14 protein-coding genes are annotated in these 14941 nt (G+C 75.0%); 7 read left to right on the top strand and 7 right to left on the bottom strand.

Annotated elements, in window-relative coordinates; all coding sequences use genetic code 11:
- Positions 1-32: 32 nt before the first annotated feature.
- From AB0C17_RS21110 to AB0C17_RS21100, 3 genes are read right to left on the bottom strand one after another with little or no spacing between them, the layout of a single operon-like run.
- Positions 33-566 (bottom strand): 2'-5' RNA ligase family protein, encoded by a 534-nt coding sequence (locus AB0C17_RS21110; RefSeq protein WP_357479974.1) that lies wholly within the window; start codon positions 564-566, stop codon positions 33-35.
- Between the two features lie 44 nt (positions 567-610).
- Positions 611-1216: a response regulator transcription factor gene (locus AB0C17_RS21105; protein WP_357471303.1), complete on the bottom strand. Its 606-nt coding sequence runs from the start codon at positions 1214-1216 to the stop codon at positions 611-613.
- Positions 1213-2358, bottom strand: a complete 1146-nt coding sequence (locus tag AB0C17_RS21100) for a histidine kinase (protein ID WP_357471301.1) — start codon at positions 2356-2358, stop codon at positions 1213-1215. Before AB0C17_RS21100 ends, AB0C17_RS21105 begins: the two co-directional genes overlap by 4 nt.
- A gap of 132 nt (positions 2359-2490) precedes the next feature.
- On the opposite strand from AB0C17_RS21100, the gene AB0C17_RS21095 reads away from it, so the two are divergent.
- Together AB0C17_RS21095 and AB0C17_RS21090 are read left to right on the top strand one after the other, a co-directional pair.
- The gene (locus AB0C17_RS21095) at positions 2491-3318 is read left to right on the top strand and encodes a DUF6010 family protein (RefSeq protein ID WP_357479971.1); all 828 of its coding nucleotides are present in this window, start codon (positions 2491-2493) and stop codon (positions 3316-3318) included.
- 117 nt (positions 3319-3435) lie between these two features.
- Complete coding sequence (locus AB0C17_RS21090; protein WP_357390383.1) at positions 3436-5193, top strand: DEAD/DEAH box helicase; 1758 nt, start codon at positions 3436-3438, stop codon at positions 5191-5193.
- A 67-nt stretch (positions 5194-5260) separates the two neighbouring features.
- Here AB0C17_RS21090 and lon read toward each other — a convergent pair whose 3' ends face one another.
- A complete protein-coding gene (gene lon, locus AB0C17_RS21085; protein WP_357479968.1) occupies positions 5261-7597 on the bottom strand; it encodes an endopeptidase La in 2337 nt (778 codons plus the stop codon).
- A gap of 234 nt (positions 7598-7831) precedes the next feature.
- Here lon and AB0C17_RS21080 point away from each other — a divergent pair, with 234 nt between their 5' ends.
- Positions 7832-8179 carry an Lsr2 family protein gene (locus AB0C17_RS21080; RefSeq protein ID WP_357390387.1) on the top strand — a complete coding sequence of 116 codons (348 nt, stop codon included), beginning with the start codon at positions 7832-7834 and terminating at the stop codon, positions 8177-8179.
- Between the two features lie 203 nt (positions 8180-8382).
- On the opposite strand, the gene AB0C17_RS21075 is transcribed toward AB0C17_RS21080, so the two are convergent.
- Positions 8383-9675, bottom strand: coding sequence for a hypothetical protein (locus AB0C17_RS21075; RefSeq protein WP_357479965.1), 1293 nt, complete (start codon positions 9673-9675; stop codon positions 8383-8385).
- 258 nt (positions 9676-9933) lie between these two features.
- On the bottom strand, positions 9934-10800 hold the full coding sequence (locus AB0C17_RS21070; protein WP_357471290.1) for a DUF2726 domain-containing protein: 867 nt from the start codon (positions 10798-10800) through the stop codon (positions 9934-9936).
- Positions 10801-10907: 107 nt separating this feature from the next.
- Between AB0C17_RS21070 and AB0C17_RS21065 the strand changes: the two genes are divergently transcribed.
- Complete coding sequence (locus AB0C17_RS21065; protein ID WP_357471287.1) at positions 10908-11999, top strand: DICT sensory domain-containing protein; 1092 nt, start codon at positions 10908-10910, stop codon at positions 11997-11999.
- Positions 12000-12020: 21 nt separating this feature from the next.
- Positions 12021-12758 carry a helical backbone metal receptor gene (locus tag AB0C17_RS21060; protein WP_357479963.1) on the top strand — a complete coding sequence of 246 codons (738 nt, stop codon included), beginning with the start codon at positions 12021-12023 and terminating at the stop codon, positions 12756-12758.
- 25 nt (positions 12759-12783) lie between these two features.
- On the opposite strand, the gene AB0C17_RS21055 is transcribed toward AB0C17_RS21060, so the two are convergent.
- Positions 12784-13482 (bottom strand): CBS domain-containing protein, encoded by a 699-nt coding sequence (locus AB0C17_RS21055; protein ID WP_357390398.1) that lies wholly within the window; start codon positions 13480-13482, stop codon positions 12784-12786.
- Between the two features lie 227 nt (positions 13483-13709).
- On the opposite strand from AB0C17_RS21055, the gene AB0C17_RS21050 reads away from it, so the two are divergent.
- Both AB0C17_RS21050 and AB0C17_RS21045 read left to right on the top strand, forming a co-directional pair.
- Positions 13710-14282, top strand: coding sequence for a hypothetical protein (locus AB0C17_RS21050; RefSeq protein ID WP_357390401.1), 573 nt, complete (start codon positions 13710-13712; stop codon positions 14280-14282).
- Positions 14283-14437: 155 nt separating this feature from the next.
- On the top strand, positions 14438-14806 hold the full coding sequence (locus tag AB0C17_RS21045) for an FKBP-type peptidyl-prolyl cis-trans isomerase (protein WP_018784126.1): 369 nt from the start codon (positions 14438-14440) through the stop codon (positions 14804-14806).
- Positions 14807-14941 lie beyond the last annotated feature (135 nt).

The raw sequence follows: 14941 nt of genomic DNA, 5'->3' as shown, positions 1-14941 counted from the left end.
GCCGTCCCCTCACGTGAGGGGGCGGCCCCGGCTCAGCCGCCGGAACGCGGGCAGGCGGTGGTCAGCTCGCTGACCGTGCGGGTGTCGCCGTCGTAGCTGCGCGCCGCCACGAACGCACCGGCCGGCGGGTGGGCCCCGGCGACCGCCCGGGCGCGGCGCCGGTCCGCCGCGCCGAACCGCAGCGCCAGGCTCAGGTGCGGCACCCACCGGCCGGGACGGTGCCACGAGTGCCCGCCGGGCGCCTCGGCGAGCACGTCCCAGACCGCACCGTGCAACGCGACGAGCTGCGGCGTCGGCCGGACCAGCCACACCAGCGGCGCGCTGCCGTCGAGCACCGTCACCCGGCCCAGCCGCACCGGCAGCGGCAGCGCCGCGTCGCACAGGTCGGCCAGGCGCTGCTCGGCGCCGGGCGGGAACTCCTCGACCGAGGCGAGCGTCAGGTGCGGCCGGTTCGTCTGGTGCGTGTTGCGGGCCAGGCTGGGCAGCCCGGCGGCGGCGAGCCGGTCCCAGGCAGCGCGAACCGCCGCTTCCAGTTGGGGAGCGCAGAGCAGTTCGACCGTCCGCACGTGATCAGGCTAGTCGCCGGCGACCGCGCGCGACGCCCCGTACGTCAGAGCCAGCCGGCCTCGCGCGCCCGCCGTACCGCCTCGGCCCGGTCGGCCGCGCCGAGCTTCTGCACGCAGGCGCTCAGGTGGTTGCGGACAGTGCCGGCGGCCAGGTGGGTCCGCCGGGCGATCACCGCGACCGGGGTGCCCAGCTCGGCCAGCCGGAGGGTCTCCAGCTCACGCGGCGTCAGCGGGCACTCGGGCAGGGTGAGCGCGTCGGCCGCGAGCGCGGGGTCGACGTAGCGGGCGCCGGCGTGCACCCGGCGGATCACGTCGGCCAGCGCGCCGCCGGGGGCGCCCTTGGCGAGGAACCCGCGTACCCCGGCGGCGAGCGCCGGGCGGAGCTGAGCGGGGCGGCCGTGTCCGGTGAGGATCACCGGGGCGCAGCCGGGCAGCGCCCGGGTCAGCTCGGCGGCGACCTCCACACCGCCGGGCGGCGGCATCTCCAGGTCGAGCACGGCGACGTCCGGGCGGTGGGCCAGCGCGGCGTCCAGGGCGCCGCGCCCGTCGCGGGCGTGCGCGACCACCTCGATGTCCGGTTCCAGGTCGAGCAGCGCGGCCAGGGCGAGCCGGATCAGCTCCTCGTCGTCGGCCAGCAGCACCCGGATCACGGCGTCACCGGCACTGTCGCCACCAGGCTGAACACGCCGTCGGCGGCCTCGGCCCGGACCCGGCCGCCGGCCGGGGCGAGCCGGTCGGCCAGCCCGCGCAGGCCGCCGCTGAGCCGGTCCGGGCCGTCGTCGGCACGGACGCCGTCATTGCGTACGGTGAGTGTCACCACGCCGTCCTCCCGGATGATCTCGATCCGGCACCAGCCGGCCCGGCTGTGCCGCAGCACGTTGGTCCCGGCTTCGCGCAGCACGGCCGCCAGGTCGGCGGCGACCGGCGCGGGCACCGCACCGTCCGGCGGCACCACTGTCGTGCGTACGCCACTGGAGCGCAGCACCTCCCCCACCGCCGCGGCCTGCTCGGCCAGGTCGACGGCGCGGTAGCCGTGCACCGCCGCGCGTACCCGGGTCAGCGCCGTCGCGGCGAGCCGCCGCGCCTCCGCCGCCTCCCGGGCGGCCCGGGCGGCGTCGCGCGGCGCCAGCCGCTCCGCCAGCTCGGCCTTGAGCGCGATCACTGTGAGGTCGTGGCCGAGCAGATCGTGTACGTCCCGGGCGAAGCGCAGCCGTTCCTCGGCGGCGGCGAGCCGCGCCTGGGCGGCCTGCCCCTGCCGGGCCTCGACGAGCAGGTCCCAGAACCAGACCTGGACCCAGGTGAGCGCGGCGATCCCGGCGCCCACCACGCCGGTGACCGGCAGCGCCGTGAGCACCGACCCACCCGCCGCCCAGGTGACGGCGGCGGAGAGCGCGAGCACACCAGCCGCCGCCACCGCCGCGACCGCGGGCCGGAACAGCAGCGGCGTCATGCCGACCAGGGACGCCCCCAGCCACGCCCAGGTGGGCCAGGTTCCGGCCGCGACCGGGCCGAGCAGCGGCAGGCTGAGCAGCGCCGCCACGGTGAGCGCGGCGTGCCGGCGGCGACGGGCCGGTACGGGCAGCCACGGCGTGACGGCGGCGTGCAGCACCGCGATCTGGGCGGCGGTGAACCCGAGCAGCCCGGCCACGCCGAGCGCGACGCGTACCGGGTCGGGTTCGCGGGCCAGGCCGACGGCGGGCAGCAACACCGTGGTCCACGCGTTGGTGGCCAGCGACAGCAGCGTGACCCGCCGGGCCCGGCGCAGCCGGTGGTCCGCCGGATCGACGCTCATGCCCGCCGATCCTAGGGCGTGCACCGGCCCGCCCACCCGGAGGAGATGTCACGGCCGGACCGTGCGGTCCGCACGGTTTCCCGATGACTGACGTGCCTTCTCCGGTGCGCCGGGCGGCGGCAGGGTCGGGGCATGACGGAGATGACTGTGGTCGTACCCCGGCGGTGGGCCGGGTGGGCGCGGACCCGGCACCTCGCCGGGATGGTGGTGGCGATGGTGGCCGGGATGCTGCTGCTCGGGCCGTTGTGGCGGGTGGGCGCGGACCTGCTGGGCGGCGCGGCGGTGCTGGCGCGGCCGGACGTGGGCGCGCTGGTCATGGCGACGAACATGGCGGCGGGCATGGCCGCGTGGATGTGGTACCGGGGGGACGGCCGGGCCGCCACCGCGGAGATGTCGGCCGCCATGTACGTGCCGTTCCTGCTGCTGCTCCCGCCCTGGTGGGCCGGGTGGGCCGGGGACGACACGCTGCTGCTCGGCGGCCACCTGCTGATGGTGCCGGCGATGCTGCTGGTGGCGCTGCGGCACCGGCACACGCCCGCCGCGCCGCCCCGCCGCAATCCGGTCACGGCGGCCGTGGCGCGCGGGTGGCCGGCCGTGGTGGCGCTGCTCATGACGGTGGACATGTGGTTCGCGCCCACCGTCTTCGCGCCGTGGACGCTGCTGGTCCTGCCGGCCGGCTACCTGCTGATCGGCACCGGGCGGCGGCAGTGGGGAGACCGGCGCGCGCTGGTGGCGCAGCTCGCCGGCGCGGGCGTGTGGAGCGGCCTGGCGGTCGTGGCCACAGTCGCGTCCGCCGGCCTCGCCGGAGTGATCGTCGGGGTGGGCTGGCTCGTCCACGCGGCCTGGGACGCCTGGCACCACCGCACCGGCACGGTGGTGCCGCGCGGGTACGCGCTGTGGTGCGCCGTGATCGACGTCGGGGTGGGCCTCACCACGCTGCTGGCCGCCCTGGCCCGGTGACCCGGCGGGGGCACGGGGTCACGCCGGGTCACCGGGATCGGGCGGCGGCCGGGTGGCGCGGCGAACGTTTGCCCGGTCGCCGCGACCGGCGCGCGGCGGTGATGAAAAGCTTGTCGCATGAGCGCCGCACCGACCCCGACCGACCCCGCCGTTACCGCCGACGCCGAGGACACCTTCGCCTTCGCCGATCTCGGGCTGCGCACCGAATTGCTCGGCGCGCTGTCCGCGCTCGGCTACGAGGAACCGACGCCGATCCAGCGGGAGGCCATCCCCCCGTTGCTGGCCGGTCAGGATCTGCTGGGCCAGGCGGCCACCGGTACGGGCAAGACCGCCGCGTTCGCGCTGCCGCTGTTGCAGCGGATGCCTGTGGGACGGGCCGAGGGCGACCCGGTGTCGCTGGTGCTGGTGCCGACCCGGGAGCTGGCCGTGCAGGTCTCCGAGGCGTTCCACCGCTACGGCAAGGACCTGGGCGCCCGGGTGCTGCCGATCTACGGCGGGCAGCCGATCGGGCGGCAGTTGCGCGCGCTGGACCACGGGGTGGACGTGGTGGTCGCGACGCCGGGCCGGGCGCTGGACCACATCGCCCGGGGCACGCTGCGGCTGGGCGCGCTGGCCACGGTGGTGCTGGACGAGGCCGACGAGATGCTCGACATGGGCTTCGCCGAGGACATCGAGGCGATCCTGGAGCACGCCCCGGCCGGCCGGCAGACCGTGCTGTTCTCGGCCACCATGCCGGCCCGCATCGACGGGCTGGCCCGCAAGCACCTGACCGATCCGGTCCGCATCCGGATCGAGCGGGAGCGGCAGGTCGCCGGGGAGGCGCCCCGGGTACGGCAGAGCGCGTACATCGTGGCCCGGGGGCACAAGCCGGCCGCGCTGGGCCGGGTGCTGGACGTGGAGTCGCCCACCGCGGCGATCGTGTTCTGCCGCAGCCGCGAGGAGGTGGACCGGCTCACCGAGACGATGAACGGCCGGGGCTACCGGGCCGAGGCGCTGCACGGCGGGATGAGCCAGGAGCAGCGGGACCGGGTGATGGGCCGGCTGCGCTCCGGCACGGCGGACCTGCTGGTCGCCACCGACGTGGCCGCCCGCGGGCTGGACGTCGAGCAGCTCACGCACGTGGTCAACTACGACGTGCCGTCGGCGCCGGAGTCGTACGTGCACCGGATCGGCCGGGTGGGCCGGGCCGGACGGGAGGGTGTGGCGATCACGCTCGCCGAGCCGCGTGAGCACCGGATGCTCAAGACCATCGAGCGGGTCACCGGGCAGCGCATCACCATCGACAAGATCCCGACGGTGGCGGACATGCGTACGCGGCGGCTGGAGCTGACCCAGGCCGCGCTGCGGGAGAGCCTGCTGGAGGACGACCTCGACCCGTACCGGGCGATCGTGGAGTCGCTGACCGACGAGTTCGACCTGGTCGAGGTGGCGCTGGCGGCGGTGAAGCTGGCGCACGAGGCGACCTCGCCGGGCTCGGACGACGAGGAGGAGATCCCGCAGGTTCCGGTCCGGGGCCCGCGCGAGGGCCGGCCGGAGGCCGGTGGGCGGGGCGAGCGCCGGGGTCCGGGCCGCCCGCGTACCGGTGGCACCACGCAGGTCTTCATCGGGCTGGGCCGGCGGGCCGGGGTACGGCCGCAGGACCTGGTCGGCGCGATCACCGGGGAGACCCGGATCAGTGGCCGGGACATCGGCTCGATCGAGATCGCCGACCGGTTCTCCCTGGTCGAGGTGCCGCAGGGGGTGGCTGACGAGATCATCGCCGGGCTGCGCGGCACGACCATCAAGGGCCGCAAGGCGACCGTACGCCGGGACCGGGACGGCGACGGCCCGGGCGAGCGCCGCGACCGGGGCTACGAGCGGCGCGACCGCCACTGAGCGCGCCCCGGCCGGCGGCACGGCGCCGCCCCGGCCGCCATTCGGTGGCCGGGGCGGTGGTGGTGCCTCAGACGGCGGCGAGCGCCGGTCCGTCCACCGGCTCCGTGCCGATCTCGGCCGGGCGCAGCGCCAGCGCGAGCACGTCCGCCACGTCGGACAGCGTGTGCACGGTCAGCGCCTCCCGCACCTGCGCCGGCAGGTCGTCCAGGTCCGGCTCGTTGCGCTTCGGGATGATCACCTCGGTGAGACCGGCCCGGTGCGCGGCGAGCAGCTTCTGCTTGACCCCGCCGATCGGCAGCACCCGGCCGGAGAGCGTCACCTCGCCGGTCATCCCGAACTCGGGCCGCACCGGCCGGCCGGTCACCAGTGAGGCCAGCGCGGTCACCATGGTGATACCGGCGCTCGGGCCGTCCTTGGGCACCGCGCCCGCCGGGACGTGCAGGTGGATCCGCCGCCCGGCCAGCGCGTTCGGGTCCAGGCCGTAGCGCCGGCCGTTCGACCGCAGGTACGACCACGCGATGTGCGCGGACTCCTTCATCACGTCGCCGAGCTGGCCGGTGAGCGTGAGCCCGGGCTCGCCCTCCATGGTGGTGGCCTCGACGAACAGCACGTCGCCACCGGCGCCGGTGACGGCCAGGCCGGTCGCCACGCCGGGCACGGCGGTGCGTTCGGCCGACTCCGGGGTGAACTTCGGCCGGCCCAGGTAGCGGGCCAGGTTCCCGGCGTCCACGCGCACCGGCGCGGGGTCGTCGGCGAGCGCGACGGCCACCTTGCGCAGGATCTTCGCGAGGGCCCGTTCGAGCTGCCGGACGCCCGCCTCCCGGGTGTACTCGCCCGCGATCAGCGCCAGTGCCTCGTCGGCGACTGTGACCTCCTCGGCGGTCAGCCCGGCCCGTTCCCGCTGCCGGGGCAGCAGGTGGTCGCGGGCGATGGCGACCTTCTCGTCCTCGGTGTAGCCGTCCAGCGCGACCAGCTCCATCCGGTCCAGCAGCGGGCCGGGGATCGCCTCGACCACGTTGGCGGTGGCCAGGAACAGCACGTCGGACAGGTCGAGGTCGACCTCCAGGTAGTGGTCCCGGAACGTGTGGTTCTGCGCCGGGTCGAGCACCTCCAGCAGGGCCGCCGCCGGGTCGCCGGCGTAGCCGGCGGCCAGCTTGTCGACCTCGTCGAGCAGCACGACCGGGTTCATCGAGCCCGCCTCGCGCAGCGCCCGCACGATCCGGCCCGGCAGCGCGCCGACGTAGGTGCGCCGGTGACCGCGGATCTCCGCCTCGTCCCGGACCCCGCCGAGGGACACACGGACGAAGGTGCGGCCCAGCGCCCGGGCGACCGACTCACCGAGGCTGGTCTTGCCGACACCGGGCGGGCCGGCCAGGGCCAGCACCGCGCCGGAGCCGCGTCCGCCGACCACGCCGAGGTTGCGCTCCGCGCGCCGGTTGCGCACCGCGAGGTACTCCAGGATGCGGTCCTTCACGTCGGCCAGGCCGGCGTGGTCGGCGTCGAGCACGGCCCGCGCCGCGGCCAGGTCCGTGTTGTCCTGGGTACGCGTGTTCCACGGCATCTCCAGGACGGTGTCCAGCCAGGTTCGGATCCAGCCCGCCTCGGGTGAGGCGTCGCTGGCCCGCTCCAGCTTGCCGACCTCGCGCAGCGCCGCCTCGCGTACCTTCTCCGGCAGGTCGGCGGCCTCCACCCGGGATCGGTAGTCGGCGGAGCCGTCCGGCTCGTCCTCGCCGAGTTCCTTGCGGATCGCGGCGAGCTGCTGGCGGAGCAGGAACTCGCGCTGGGACTTCTCCAGCCCCTCGCGGACGTCGCTGTTGATCTGCTCGGTGACCTCCTGCTCGGCCAGGTGCTCCCGCACCCAGCCGACGAGCAGTTCCAGCCGGGCGGTGACGTCCGGGGCGGCGAGCAGTTCGGTCTTCTGCGTCAGGCTGAGCCAGGGCGCGTAGCCGGCCGAGTCGGCCAGCTCGGACAGGTCGGTCATCCGCTCCATCGCGTCGATCACCTGCCAGGCGCCGCGCTGCTGGAGCACCGACGTCATGAGCGCGCGGTACTCGCGGGCGAGTTCCCGGGCGCGGCCCGCCGGGGCGGGTTCGTCGAGTGCGGTCGCCTCGACCCAGAGCGCGGCGCCGGGGCCGGGTACGCCGGAGCCGATGCGGGCGCGGGCGAGGCCGCGGATGACCGCTGCGGGTTCGCCGCTGGGCAGCCGGCCCACCTTCTCGATCGTCGCGACCACGCCGACGGAGCCGTACTCGCCGTCGATGCGGGGTACGGCCAGGAGTTCCTTGTCGCCGGTGGCGCGGGCCGCGTCGACGGCGGCCTGGGTGGTCGGGTCGAGGGTCACCGGGATGACCATCCCGGGCAGCAGGACGGCGTCGGTCAGCGGAAGTACCGGAAGAGTTGCCATCGAACACCTGCCATCACGTTGGTTGAGCGTGTTTGGCTCAAGTAACAAAACGTGTCCCTTGTTCCGGGTTGTGACCCAGGCCACGCCCGAGGGTCGCACCCGCGGGCCGGGCACCCAATCGCGGCACCGTTTACCGCGACCCGGCGAATGGAAACGACCGGCTATTCTTGCGGAATTACCGCACGGTAGGTCAAACTCTTAGCCACACCCCGCCCGACACAGGGAGTAATGGCGATGGCAAGGAAAGTAATCACTGTTCTGACCGACGACCTCGACGGCGGAAAGGCCGATCGGACCGTCGAGTTCAGCCTGGACGGCGTGGCGTACACGATCGACGTCTCCGACGAGAACGCGGGCGTCCTGCGTAAGGCCCTGGATCCGTACATCAGCGCTGGCCGGCGAATCAGCCGGGGCGGGACCGAGGTCACCCGGGGCGCCCGTCGCGCGACCCGGCCGAGCACCTCGGGAATGGATCGCGAGCAGAACCGTGCCATCCGGGAATGGGCCGCCAAGAACGGGTTCGAGATTTCCGAGCGCGGGCGCATCCCGGTGTCGGTGGTCGAGGCGTACAAGAACCGCTGAGCACCACCGGCTCACCGTCGGGCATCCCGGGGTCACGCTGAGAAATCGGCATGGCCCCGGTCGGCTTTCTGTCGTCGACGTTCTTCATCCGGCCGGATACCACCGGCATGAAATTTCCTCCGGGGCATCTCCCATCGAGCCTTATGCGGGAACGGCCGCGGCCGCCCGGAGTAGTCCCCGGACGGCCGCGGCCGTTCGTCCGCTCAGTTGACCCGGATGCGCACCACGTCGATGGCCGGGGTCTGGTTCGCCCGCTCCATCATCGGAATGCGGTGCGAGCCGTCACCGGCCCAGACCGCGCACTGCGCCAGGCCCGACTGCGCGAGGCCCGGAATCTGGATCAGCACGTCGTCCGGCTGGTTGCCGCCCCGGCCGTCCTCGGTGGCGACGAAGAACGCCGGCACGTCCTGGGGGTTCGGAGGCTGCCGGGTGCTGCCCAACATCCGGCAGGCGGTGTGGAAGTGGCCGCGTACCAGGCCCTGGCCGTTGAGCAGCGAGCTCTCCAGGTAGTAGCCGCCCTGGCCGGCGGCGAGGAAGCGGTCCCGCACCAGGTTCCTGGTGGTCACCCGCAGCGTGAACGGCTGGTTGCGCCGCACCTGGTTCGGGAACTGCGTGATCAGCAGCGAGGGGTTGTTCGCCGCGGCGCCCACCTCACCGAACGCGGTGCTCACGCAGCGGTTGCCGTTCTGGAAACCGTCGTGCGCCTGGAGCTGACTGCCGGAGCAGTCCTTGGCGAGCACGTTCAGGCCGTTGGCGCCGCCGTTGTTCTGGCCGCCGCCATTGTTGTTCCCGCCGTTGTTGCCGCCACCGTTCTGGCCGGCACCGTTGTTCCCGCCGTTCTGGCCACCGCCGTTCTGGCCGCCACCGTTCTGGCCGCCGTTACGCGGGGTGTCGCTCACCGCGCACCGGGCGAACTGCTCCAGACCCTGCGGACGCTGGGCCACCCGGCCGATCGCGGTGGCGATCCGGTTGAGCGCCGCGGTCCGCTTGTCCGCCAGCGGGCCCAGGATCGCGTTGTTGATGAACTCGCCGCCGTTGCGGCCCTCCGCCGCGAGCCGCCGGTTCGCCTCGGCGATCTGGCTCTCCAGCAGCGCCAGGGTGCGGTCCACCTCGGCCCGGGCCTGGCCCGGCACCTGCGGCAGCCGGCTCCGGACGTCCGGGCAGGCCACCGTCGGGGTGCCGGCGCCGGCGCCACCGGCTGTGGTCTGCTGGCACTCGGCCGGCGACATCTGACCGTCACCCCAGTGGTTGCGGACCCAACGGCCGTTCTGCCAGGTACGGGTGGTGCTGCCCTGACCGTCCGGGGCGGTCGCCCCCGGGCTCGCGGGCACGCAGGACGCCGAGGCCGCGCGGGTGGTCGTCCGCCGGTCCTGGGCGGACGAGATCTGGGTGACGGCGACGATGCCGCCGAAGACCGCGAGCGTGCCGACCACCGCCAGCATCCGCTTGCTCCGCGCGTTACCGGATGACCGGCGCGCCCGTGTGGACCTGCGCATCGAATTGCTCTCCTTCTCGATCCGGTAGTTGACTGGTGATCCCGGCGGACCGACGAATTCGGGGTGTGAGATCACTGCGACGCTGAGTCGCGCGTCAATGGCCGACGATGCCCTTTCCGCACCGTCTCCGCGCCGTCCGGGCGCGGCGGGGAAGATCTGCGTCCATTCCCGATGAGGTACGGAGCGCCGTCGGCGAAGGTTCAACCGGAGATCGGAAAAAAATCGAAAGTCGCCGTGCCCGCGCGGGCGCGGACGGTTTCAGTCGGCGCAGAGGTGGTCGAAGGCGAATCCGCCGTCGAAGGAGTCCCGCCGGGCGGCCAGCGCGCGTACCCGCCCCCGCAGTTCGGCGCGCTCCAGCAGGGCCGGCGCGTTGCCCCCGAGGTCACGCAGCCGCTCCCCCAGCGCCACCACGGCCAGATCCTCGGCGAGCCGGCCCGGGTCGACGCCGCAGTCCAGGCCGCGCGCGGTCAGCCGGACCCGCTCCAGCAGGCAGTGACCGGGCCGCACCTCGGCCCAGGCCCAGCCCTCCGCCGGACCGTCGGTCCAGCGCACGTGCAGGCCGCGCAGAATCGGGTCGGCGATCCGGCCCGCCACGTACGCCTCGACCGCCTCGGCCCGGGCCAGCGCGCCGAGGTCGTTCACCGGTCCGCGCCGGCCGTCCGGCAGCCGGCCGATGATGTCCCGGAAGCCGACCGCGTCGCCGCCGTCCGGGTCGGTGCCGTCGGCGTAGGCGCGCGCGTCGAGCACGTACTCGACGAACCGGCGGACCTGCTCCGTGCCGCCCAGCGTCGGCGACTCGACGCGCAACAGCGGCAGGCCGACGGCGGCGCAGACCGCGTCGGTCAGCCGTTCGGCCCGCCGGGCGGGCGATCCGTCCGGGGCGGGCGCGGTGAACCGCACGGCGAAGCGCGGCAGCCCGGTGCCGGCGGCGCAGACCACCAGGTCCAGCGATGCCCGCCCGGCGGCGCTCCACTGGCTGCCGGTGACCCCCGGCGGGCGGCCCTGCACCAGGTCGCCGAGCCGCCGCCCGGCATGGCCGAGGTGGCCCGCGCGGACCAGGTGGGGCGCGGCGCCGGGCGGGATCGGCCGCAGCCAGGAGGCGGTCACGCTGCCTGTGCTCGTCATCTCGCCCCGATCCCCCTCGTCCGGTCGACGCCCGAGTGTAGGCGGGTGCGGCGCGGCCGGTCCGGTCGACCGGTGCGCTGCCGCGCTCGTCCCTCTAGGCTCTGCCCGTGCACAGCGGACGGACCCTGGAACAGTTCACCAAACGCAGTCTCGTCGCCGTCTCCCACGCCATCGAACGCGCGGCGCTCGCCGAGGCCGAGGACGGCCCGCTCGTCGTGCTCGCGCTGTTCCAGCGGCTGCCGTACTTCGCCCGGGAGCGCGAGGTCTACCGGCGCATCGCCGGCCGCGCCGCCGCGACGGTGGTGGCGATGGTCGGCGGACCGCCCCCCGACCTGCCCGAGGGCGCCTACGGCGTGGCGCTGGACGAGGCCGAGGCGCTGGCCCGGGAGTGGACGGTGGTGGTGCTGAGTCCCCGGTTCGGCGCCGCAGTCGTCGCGCACGACCGGGCCGAGGTGGCGCCCGCGCCGACGCTGGAGTCAGGCCGGCTGTTCGAGGGGCGCTGGGGTTTCCGCCGCGACGAGGCGCTGCACGAGGCGATCCGGCTGCGCGAACAGCTCGCCGAGCGGCTGCCCGCCGCGGCACGCACGGCGCTGGACGAGGCGATCGCCCGGGTACGGGACATCCCGGCCGGCCCGGGCGAACCACGCGCCGAGGCGGCGCTGCGGCTGCTGGCCCGCCGCGGCGACCGGAACAGCCGGCCGGCCGAGCCGGCCGAGGCGATGCTGGACGAGCCCGGCCTGGCCCGCTGGTCCGGCGCCGACGGGGTGACCGCCTCCGGCACGCTGCCGGTGGCGCTCGTCGGCCTGCGGGTGGACGCGCCGCCCGGCTCACCGGAACGCTTCGGCCGCCGCGGCGTCGCCCGGGAGGGACATGCCGTGCTCACCGCGGTCACCGCCGCGCTGCGGCCGGTCGACCGCGCGCTGCGCGTCACCGAGAACGAGTTCCAGCTCCTCCTGCCGGGACTCGACGAACCAGCAGCGCTGGAGGTGGTACGCCGGCTGCACGACGCGATCGGCGCGCTGGCCCGGTCGTACCCGTTCATGGCGTACACGGTGCACGCGGCGGTCGGGGTGACCACCCGGCGGCCGCTGCCCACGTCGGACCTGCGCGCGGCGGTGGACTGGGCGGTCCGCAAGGGCGTGCCGGTGGCGGGTCTGCCGCCGGAGAACGCCGACGCCGTGGCCGCGCCGGCCCGCTGACGGTACGAGGGAGGACGCGCGGTGCGGGTGGTGTCGCTGGTGCCGTCGCTGACCGAGGCGGTCGCGGCCACCCGCCCGGAGGTGCTGGTCGGTGCGACCGACTGGTGCACCCATCCGGCCGGGCTGGACGTCGCCCGGGTCGGCGGCACGAAGTACCCGGACCTGGACCGGGTGCTCGCGCTGGCGCCGGATCTGGTGCTGCTCAACGAGGAGGAGAACCGGCTGGCCGACGCCGAGGCGCTGCGGGCGGCCGGGGTGCCGGTGCGGGTCACCTTCCCGCGTACCGTGCCGGAGGCCCTCGACCAGCTCGGTGAGCTGGCCGTCGCGCTGGGCGAGCCGGGCGAGCCGGGCGAGCCGGGGTGGCTGCGGGAGGCCCGCCGCGCCTGGGCCGCGCTGCCCGGGCCGGGGCTCGTCCGCACCGCCGTGGTGCCGGTGTGGCGGCGTCCGTGGGTGGTGCTGGGGCGGGACACGTTCGCCGGGGACGTGCTGGCCCGGCTCGGCGTCCGCAACGGCTGGGCCGACGACCCGGAACGCTATCCCCGGCCGAGCCTGGCCGAGTTGCGCGCCCGCGCGCCGGAGCTGGTGGTGCTGCCCGACGAGCCGTACCGGTTCACCGCCGACGACGGGCCGGAGGCGTTCCCCGGGGTGCCGGCGGCGCTGGTGTCCGGCCGGCACCTCACCTGGTACGGCCCGTCGCTGGCCGAGGCCCCGGCACTGCTCGCCGCCCAGCTCGCGCACACCACCGGGGGCCCCACCTGACCGGCGGGGCCCGCGGTGGTGGCGCTCAGGCGACAGGGGTGGCGTGCACCGGGTCCAGCTCCATCAGCGTGGTGTCGTCCACGTCGTACCCGATCGTGTTGTGCACCGTGACCACGCCGGCGACCTGAGCGGCGAGGCGGCCGGCCAGCTCGACGGCGCTGCGCCGGTCCAGCCGTCCGTCCATGGTGACCTCGCCGCCGCGGACCTGCACCGTGACCAGGCCGTCGCGGACCGACAGCACCCGGCGCAGCACCTCGTGCACCACGTCCTCGCGGATCTCCGCGTCGGTGCGCAGGTGCACGCGCAGCAGGTCACCGCGGGTGACGATGCCGGCGAGCCGGCCCAGGTCGTCCAGCACCGGGAGCCGCTTGACCGCCTCGTGGTCCATCAGCCGGGCGGTCGCCGCGAGCGAGGCCCGCTCGTGGGTGGTGACCGCGGGGGCGGTCATCAGGTCCCGGGCCACCAGCGCGCCCGCCTTCTCCCGCGCGGTACGGCGGCGCCGCCCCTCGAAGACCCGCCGCTCGTCCGGGTGGCCGGACCGCTCCACCTTGTGCAGCAGGTCCGCCTCGGAGATCACCCCCAGCACCCGGCGGAACGAGTCCACCACCGGCACGCCGCTGATCCGCTGCCGCACCAGCACGTCGACGACCTCGCGGTACGGGGTCTCCTCCGTCACCGTGGCGACGTCCCTGGTCATCACGTCGGTAACCTGCCACGTCCTCATCACGACCTCCTCGTGCCGGCCTTTCACCTGCGACGGTAGGCGGCCGGCGTACGCCCTGGTCAGGGGCACCAGACCGGCTGCGAGGGGCCGACCGGACCGGGTACGGACGGGACCAATGACCCGGTCACGAGGGCACCGCTCGGCCCTGCTCCCGGACGCGGCGCGGCGGTGGAATGAATGTGCCACCGGGAAGCGCGGTGCGAGGCACAGGAAGGGACGTGGACACCATGACCGCGACAATCGAGCGGACCCCCGCCGTCAAGCGGACCCCCGCCGTCACCACCGCTCCGGCGGCGCACACCGAGACCACCCGCCAGAAGGCCACCCGGTACGTGTGGGCCGGTCTGCGGCTCGCCCTGGGCTGGATCTTCCTCTGGGCCTTCCTCGACAAGATGTTCGGCCTCGGCCACGAGACCCCGGCGAAGGGCGCCTGGATCAACGGTGGCAGCCCGACCAAGGGCTTCCTCGGCCACGCCGTCGAGGGACCGTTCGCCGGCTTCTACCAGAACATCGCCGGCGCGGCCTGGGCGGACTGGCTGTTCATGCTCGGCCTGCTCGGCATCGGTGTCGCGCTGATGCTCGGCATCGGCATCCGGCTCGCCGCCGTCGCCGGTGGACTGCTCCTGGTCCTGATGTGGACGGCCGTGCTGCCCCCGGCGAACAACCCCTTCATGGACGACCACCTCATCTACGCGGGCCTGCTGGCCGGCCTGGCCCTCGTGGGCGCCGGCAACACCCTCGGCCTCGGCCGGATCTGGGCGAAGCTCCCCCTGGTCCAGCGTCTGCCCTGGCTGAAGTGAAGCAGCTCGCCCCGGGGCGGGCGTCGCCGACAGGCGGCGCCCGCCCCCCTCTCGTGTCCCCGCCACGCCGGTGTGCGGGGACCGGCGCGTATCGGCCGGTCGCGATCCGGCAGGATCGACGGTGACCACACAGTCAGCATCCGAGGAGACCGTTCATGGACAAGCCCGAGGTCGGCCCGATCGAGGGCGCCCCGCCCGCCGATCTGGTGGTCGAGGACATCACCGTCGGCGACGGCCCGGAGGCCCGCCCGGGTCAACTGGTGAGCGTGCACTACGTGGGCGTGGCCCACTCGAACGGCCGTGAGTTCGACGCCTCGTGGAACCGGGGCGAGACGTTCGAGTTCCCGCTCGGCGGCGGCCAGGTCATCGCCGGCTGGGACCAGGGCGTCGTGGGCATGAAGGTGGGCGGCCGGCGCAAGCTCACCATCCCGCCGCACCTGGGCTACGGCGCCCGGGGCGCGGGCGGCGTCATCAAGCCGAACGAGACGCTCGTCTTCGTGGTGGACCTGCTCGGCGTGCGCTGAGCGGGACCCATTCGGCGTCGGGCCGCCGGCCTGAGCACGGCGTCGGGCCGCCGGCGCGGAAGCCGGCGCTGGCCGGTCACCACCACGGTGTTGCCGCCGTGCTCGCGTTCGAAGGAGATTGCGGCCACGCCGAGC

Source organism: Micromonospora sp. NPDC048887 (assembly GCF_040649715.1).
Classification (GTDB): Bacteria; Actinomycetota; Actinomycetes; order Mycobacteriales; family Micromonosporaceae; genus Micromonospora.
This window is presented reverse-complemented; position numbering and strand designations above follow the sequence as displayed.

Coding starts and splice junctions, on each gene's coding strand:
- AB0C17_RS21100 (WP_357471301.1), bottom strand. CDS start 2,358: ATGAGCGTCGATCCGGCGGACCACCGGCTGCGCCGGGCCCGGCGGGTC.
- AB0C17_RS21095 (WP_357479971.1), top strand. CDS start 2,491: ATGACGGAGATGACTGTGGTCGTACCCCGGCGGTGGGCCGGGTGGGCG.
- AB0C17_RS21090 (WP_357390383.1), top strand. CDS start 3,436: ATGAGCGCCGCACCGACCCCGACCGACCCCGCCGTTACCGCCGACGCC.
- lon (WP_357479968.1), bottom strand. CDS start 7,597: ATGGCAACTCTTCCGGTACTTCCGCTGACCGACGCCGTCCTGCTGCCC.
- AB0C17_RS21080 (WP_357390387.1), top strand. CDS start 7,832: ATGGCAAGGAAAGTAATCACTGTTCTGACCGACGACCTCGACGGCGGA.
- AB0C17_RS21075 (WP_357479965.1), bottom strand. CDS start 9,675: ATGCGCAGGTCCACACGGGCGCGCCGGTCATCCGGTAACGCGCGGAGC.
- AB0C17_RS21070 (WP_357471290.1), bottom strand. CDS start 10,800: ATGACGAGCACAGGCAGCGTGACCGCCTCCTGGCTGCGGCCGATCCCG.
- AB0C17_RS21055 (WP_357390398.1), bottom strand. CDS start 13,482: ATGAGGACGTGGCAGGTTACCGACGTGATGACCAGGGACGTCGCCACG.
- AB0C17_RS21050 (WP_357390401.1), top strand. CDS start 13,710: ATGACCGCGACAATCGAGCGGACCCCCGCCGTCAAGCGGACCCCCGCC.
- AB0C17_RS21045 (WP_018784126.1), top strand. CDS start 14,438: ATGGACAAGCCCGAGGTCGGCCCGATCGAGGGCGCCCCGCCCGCCGAT.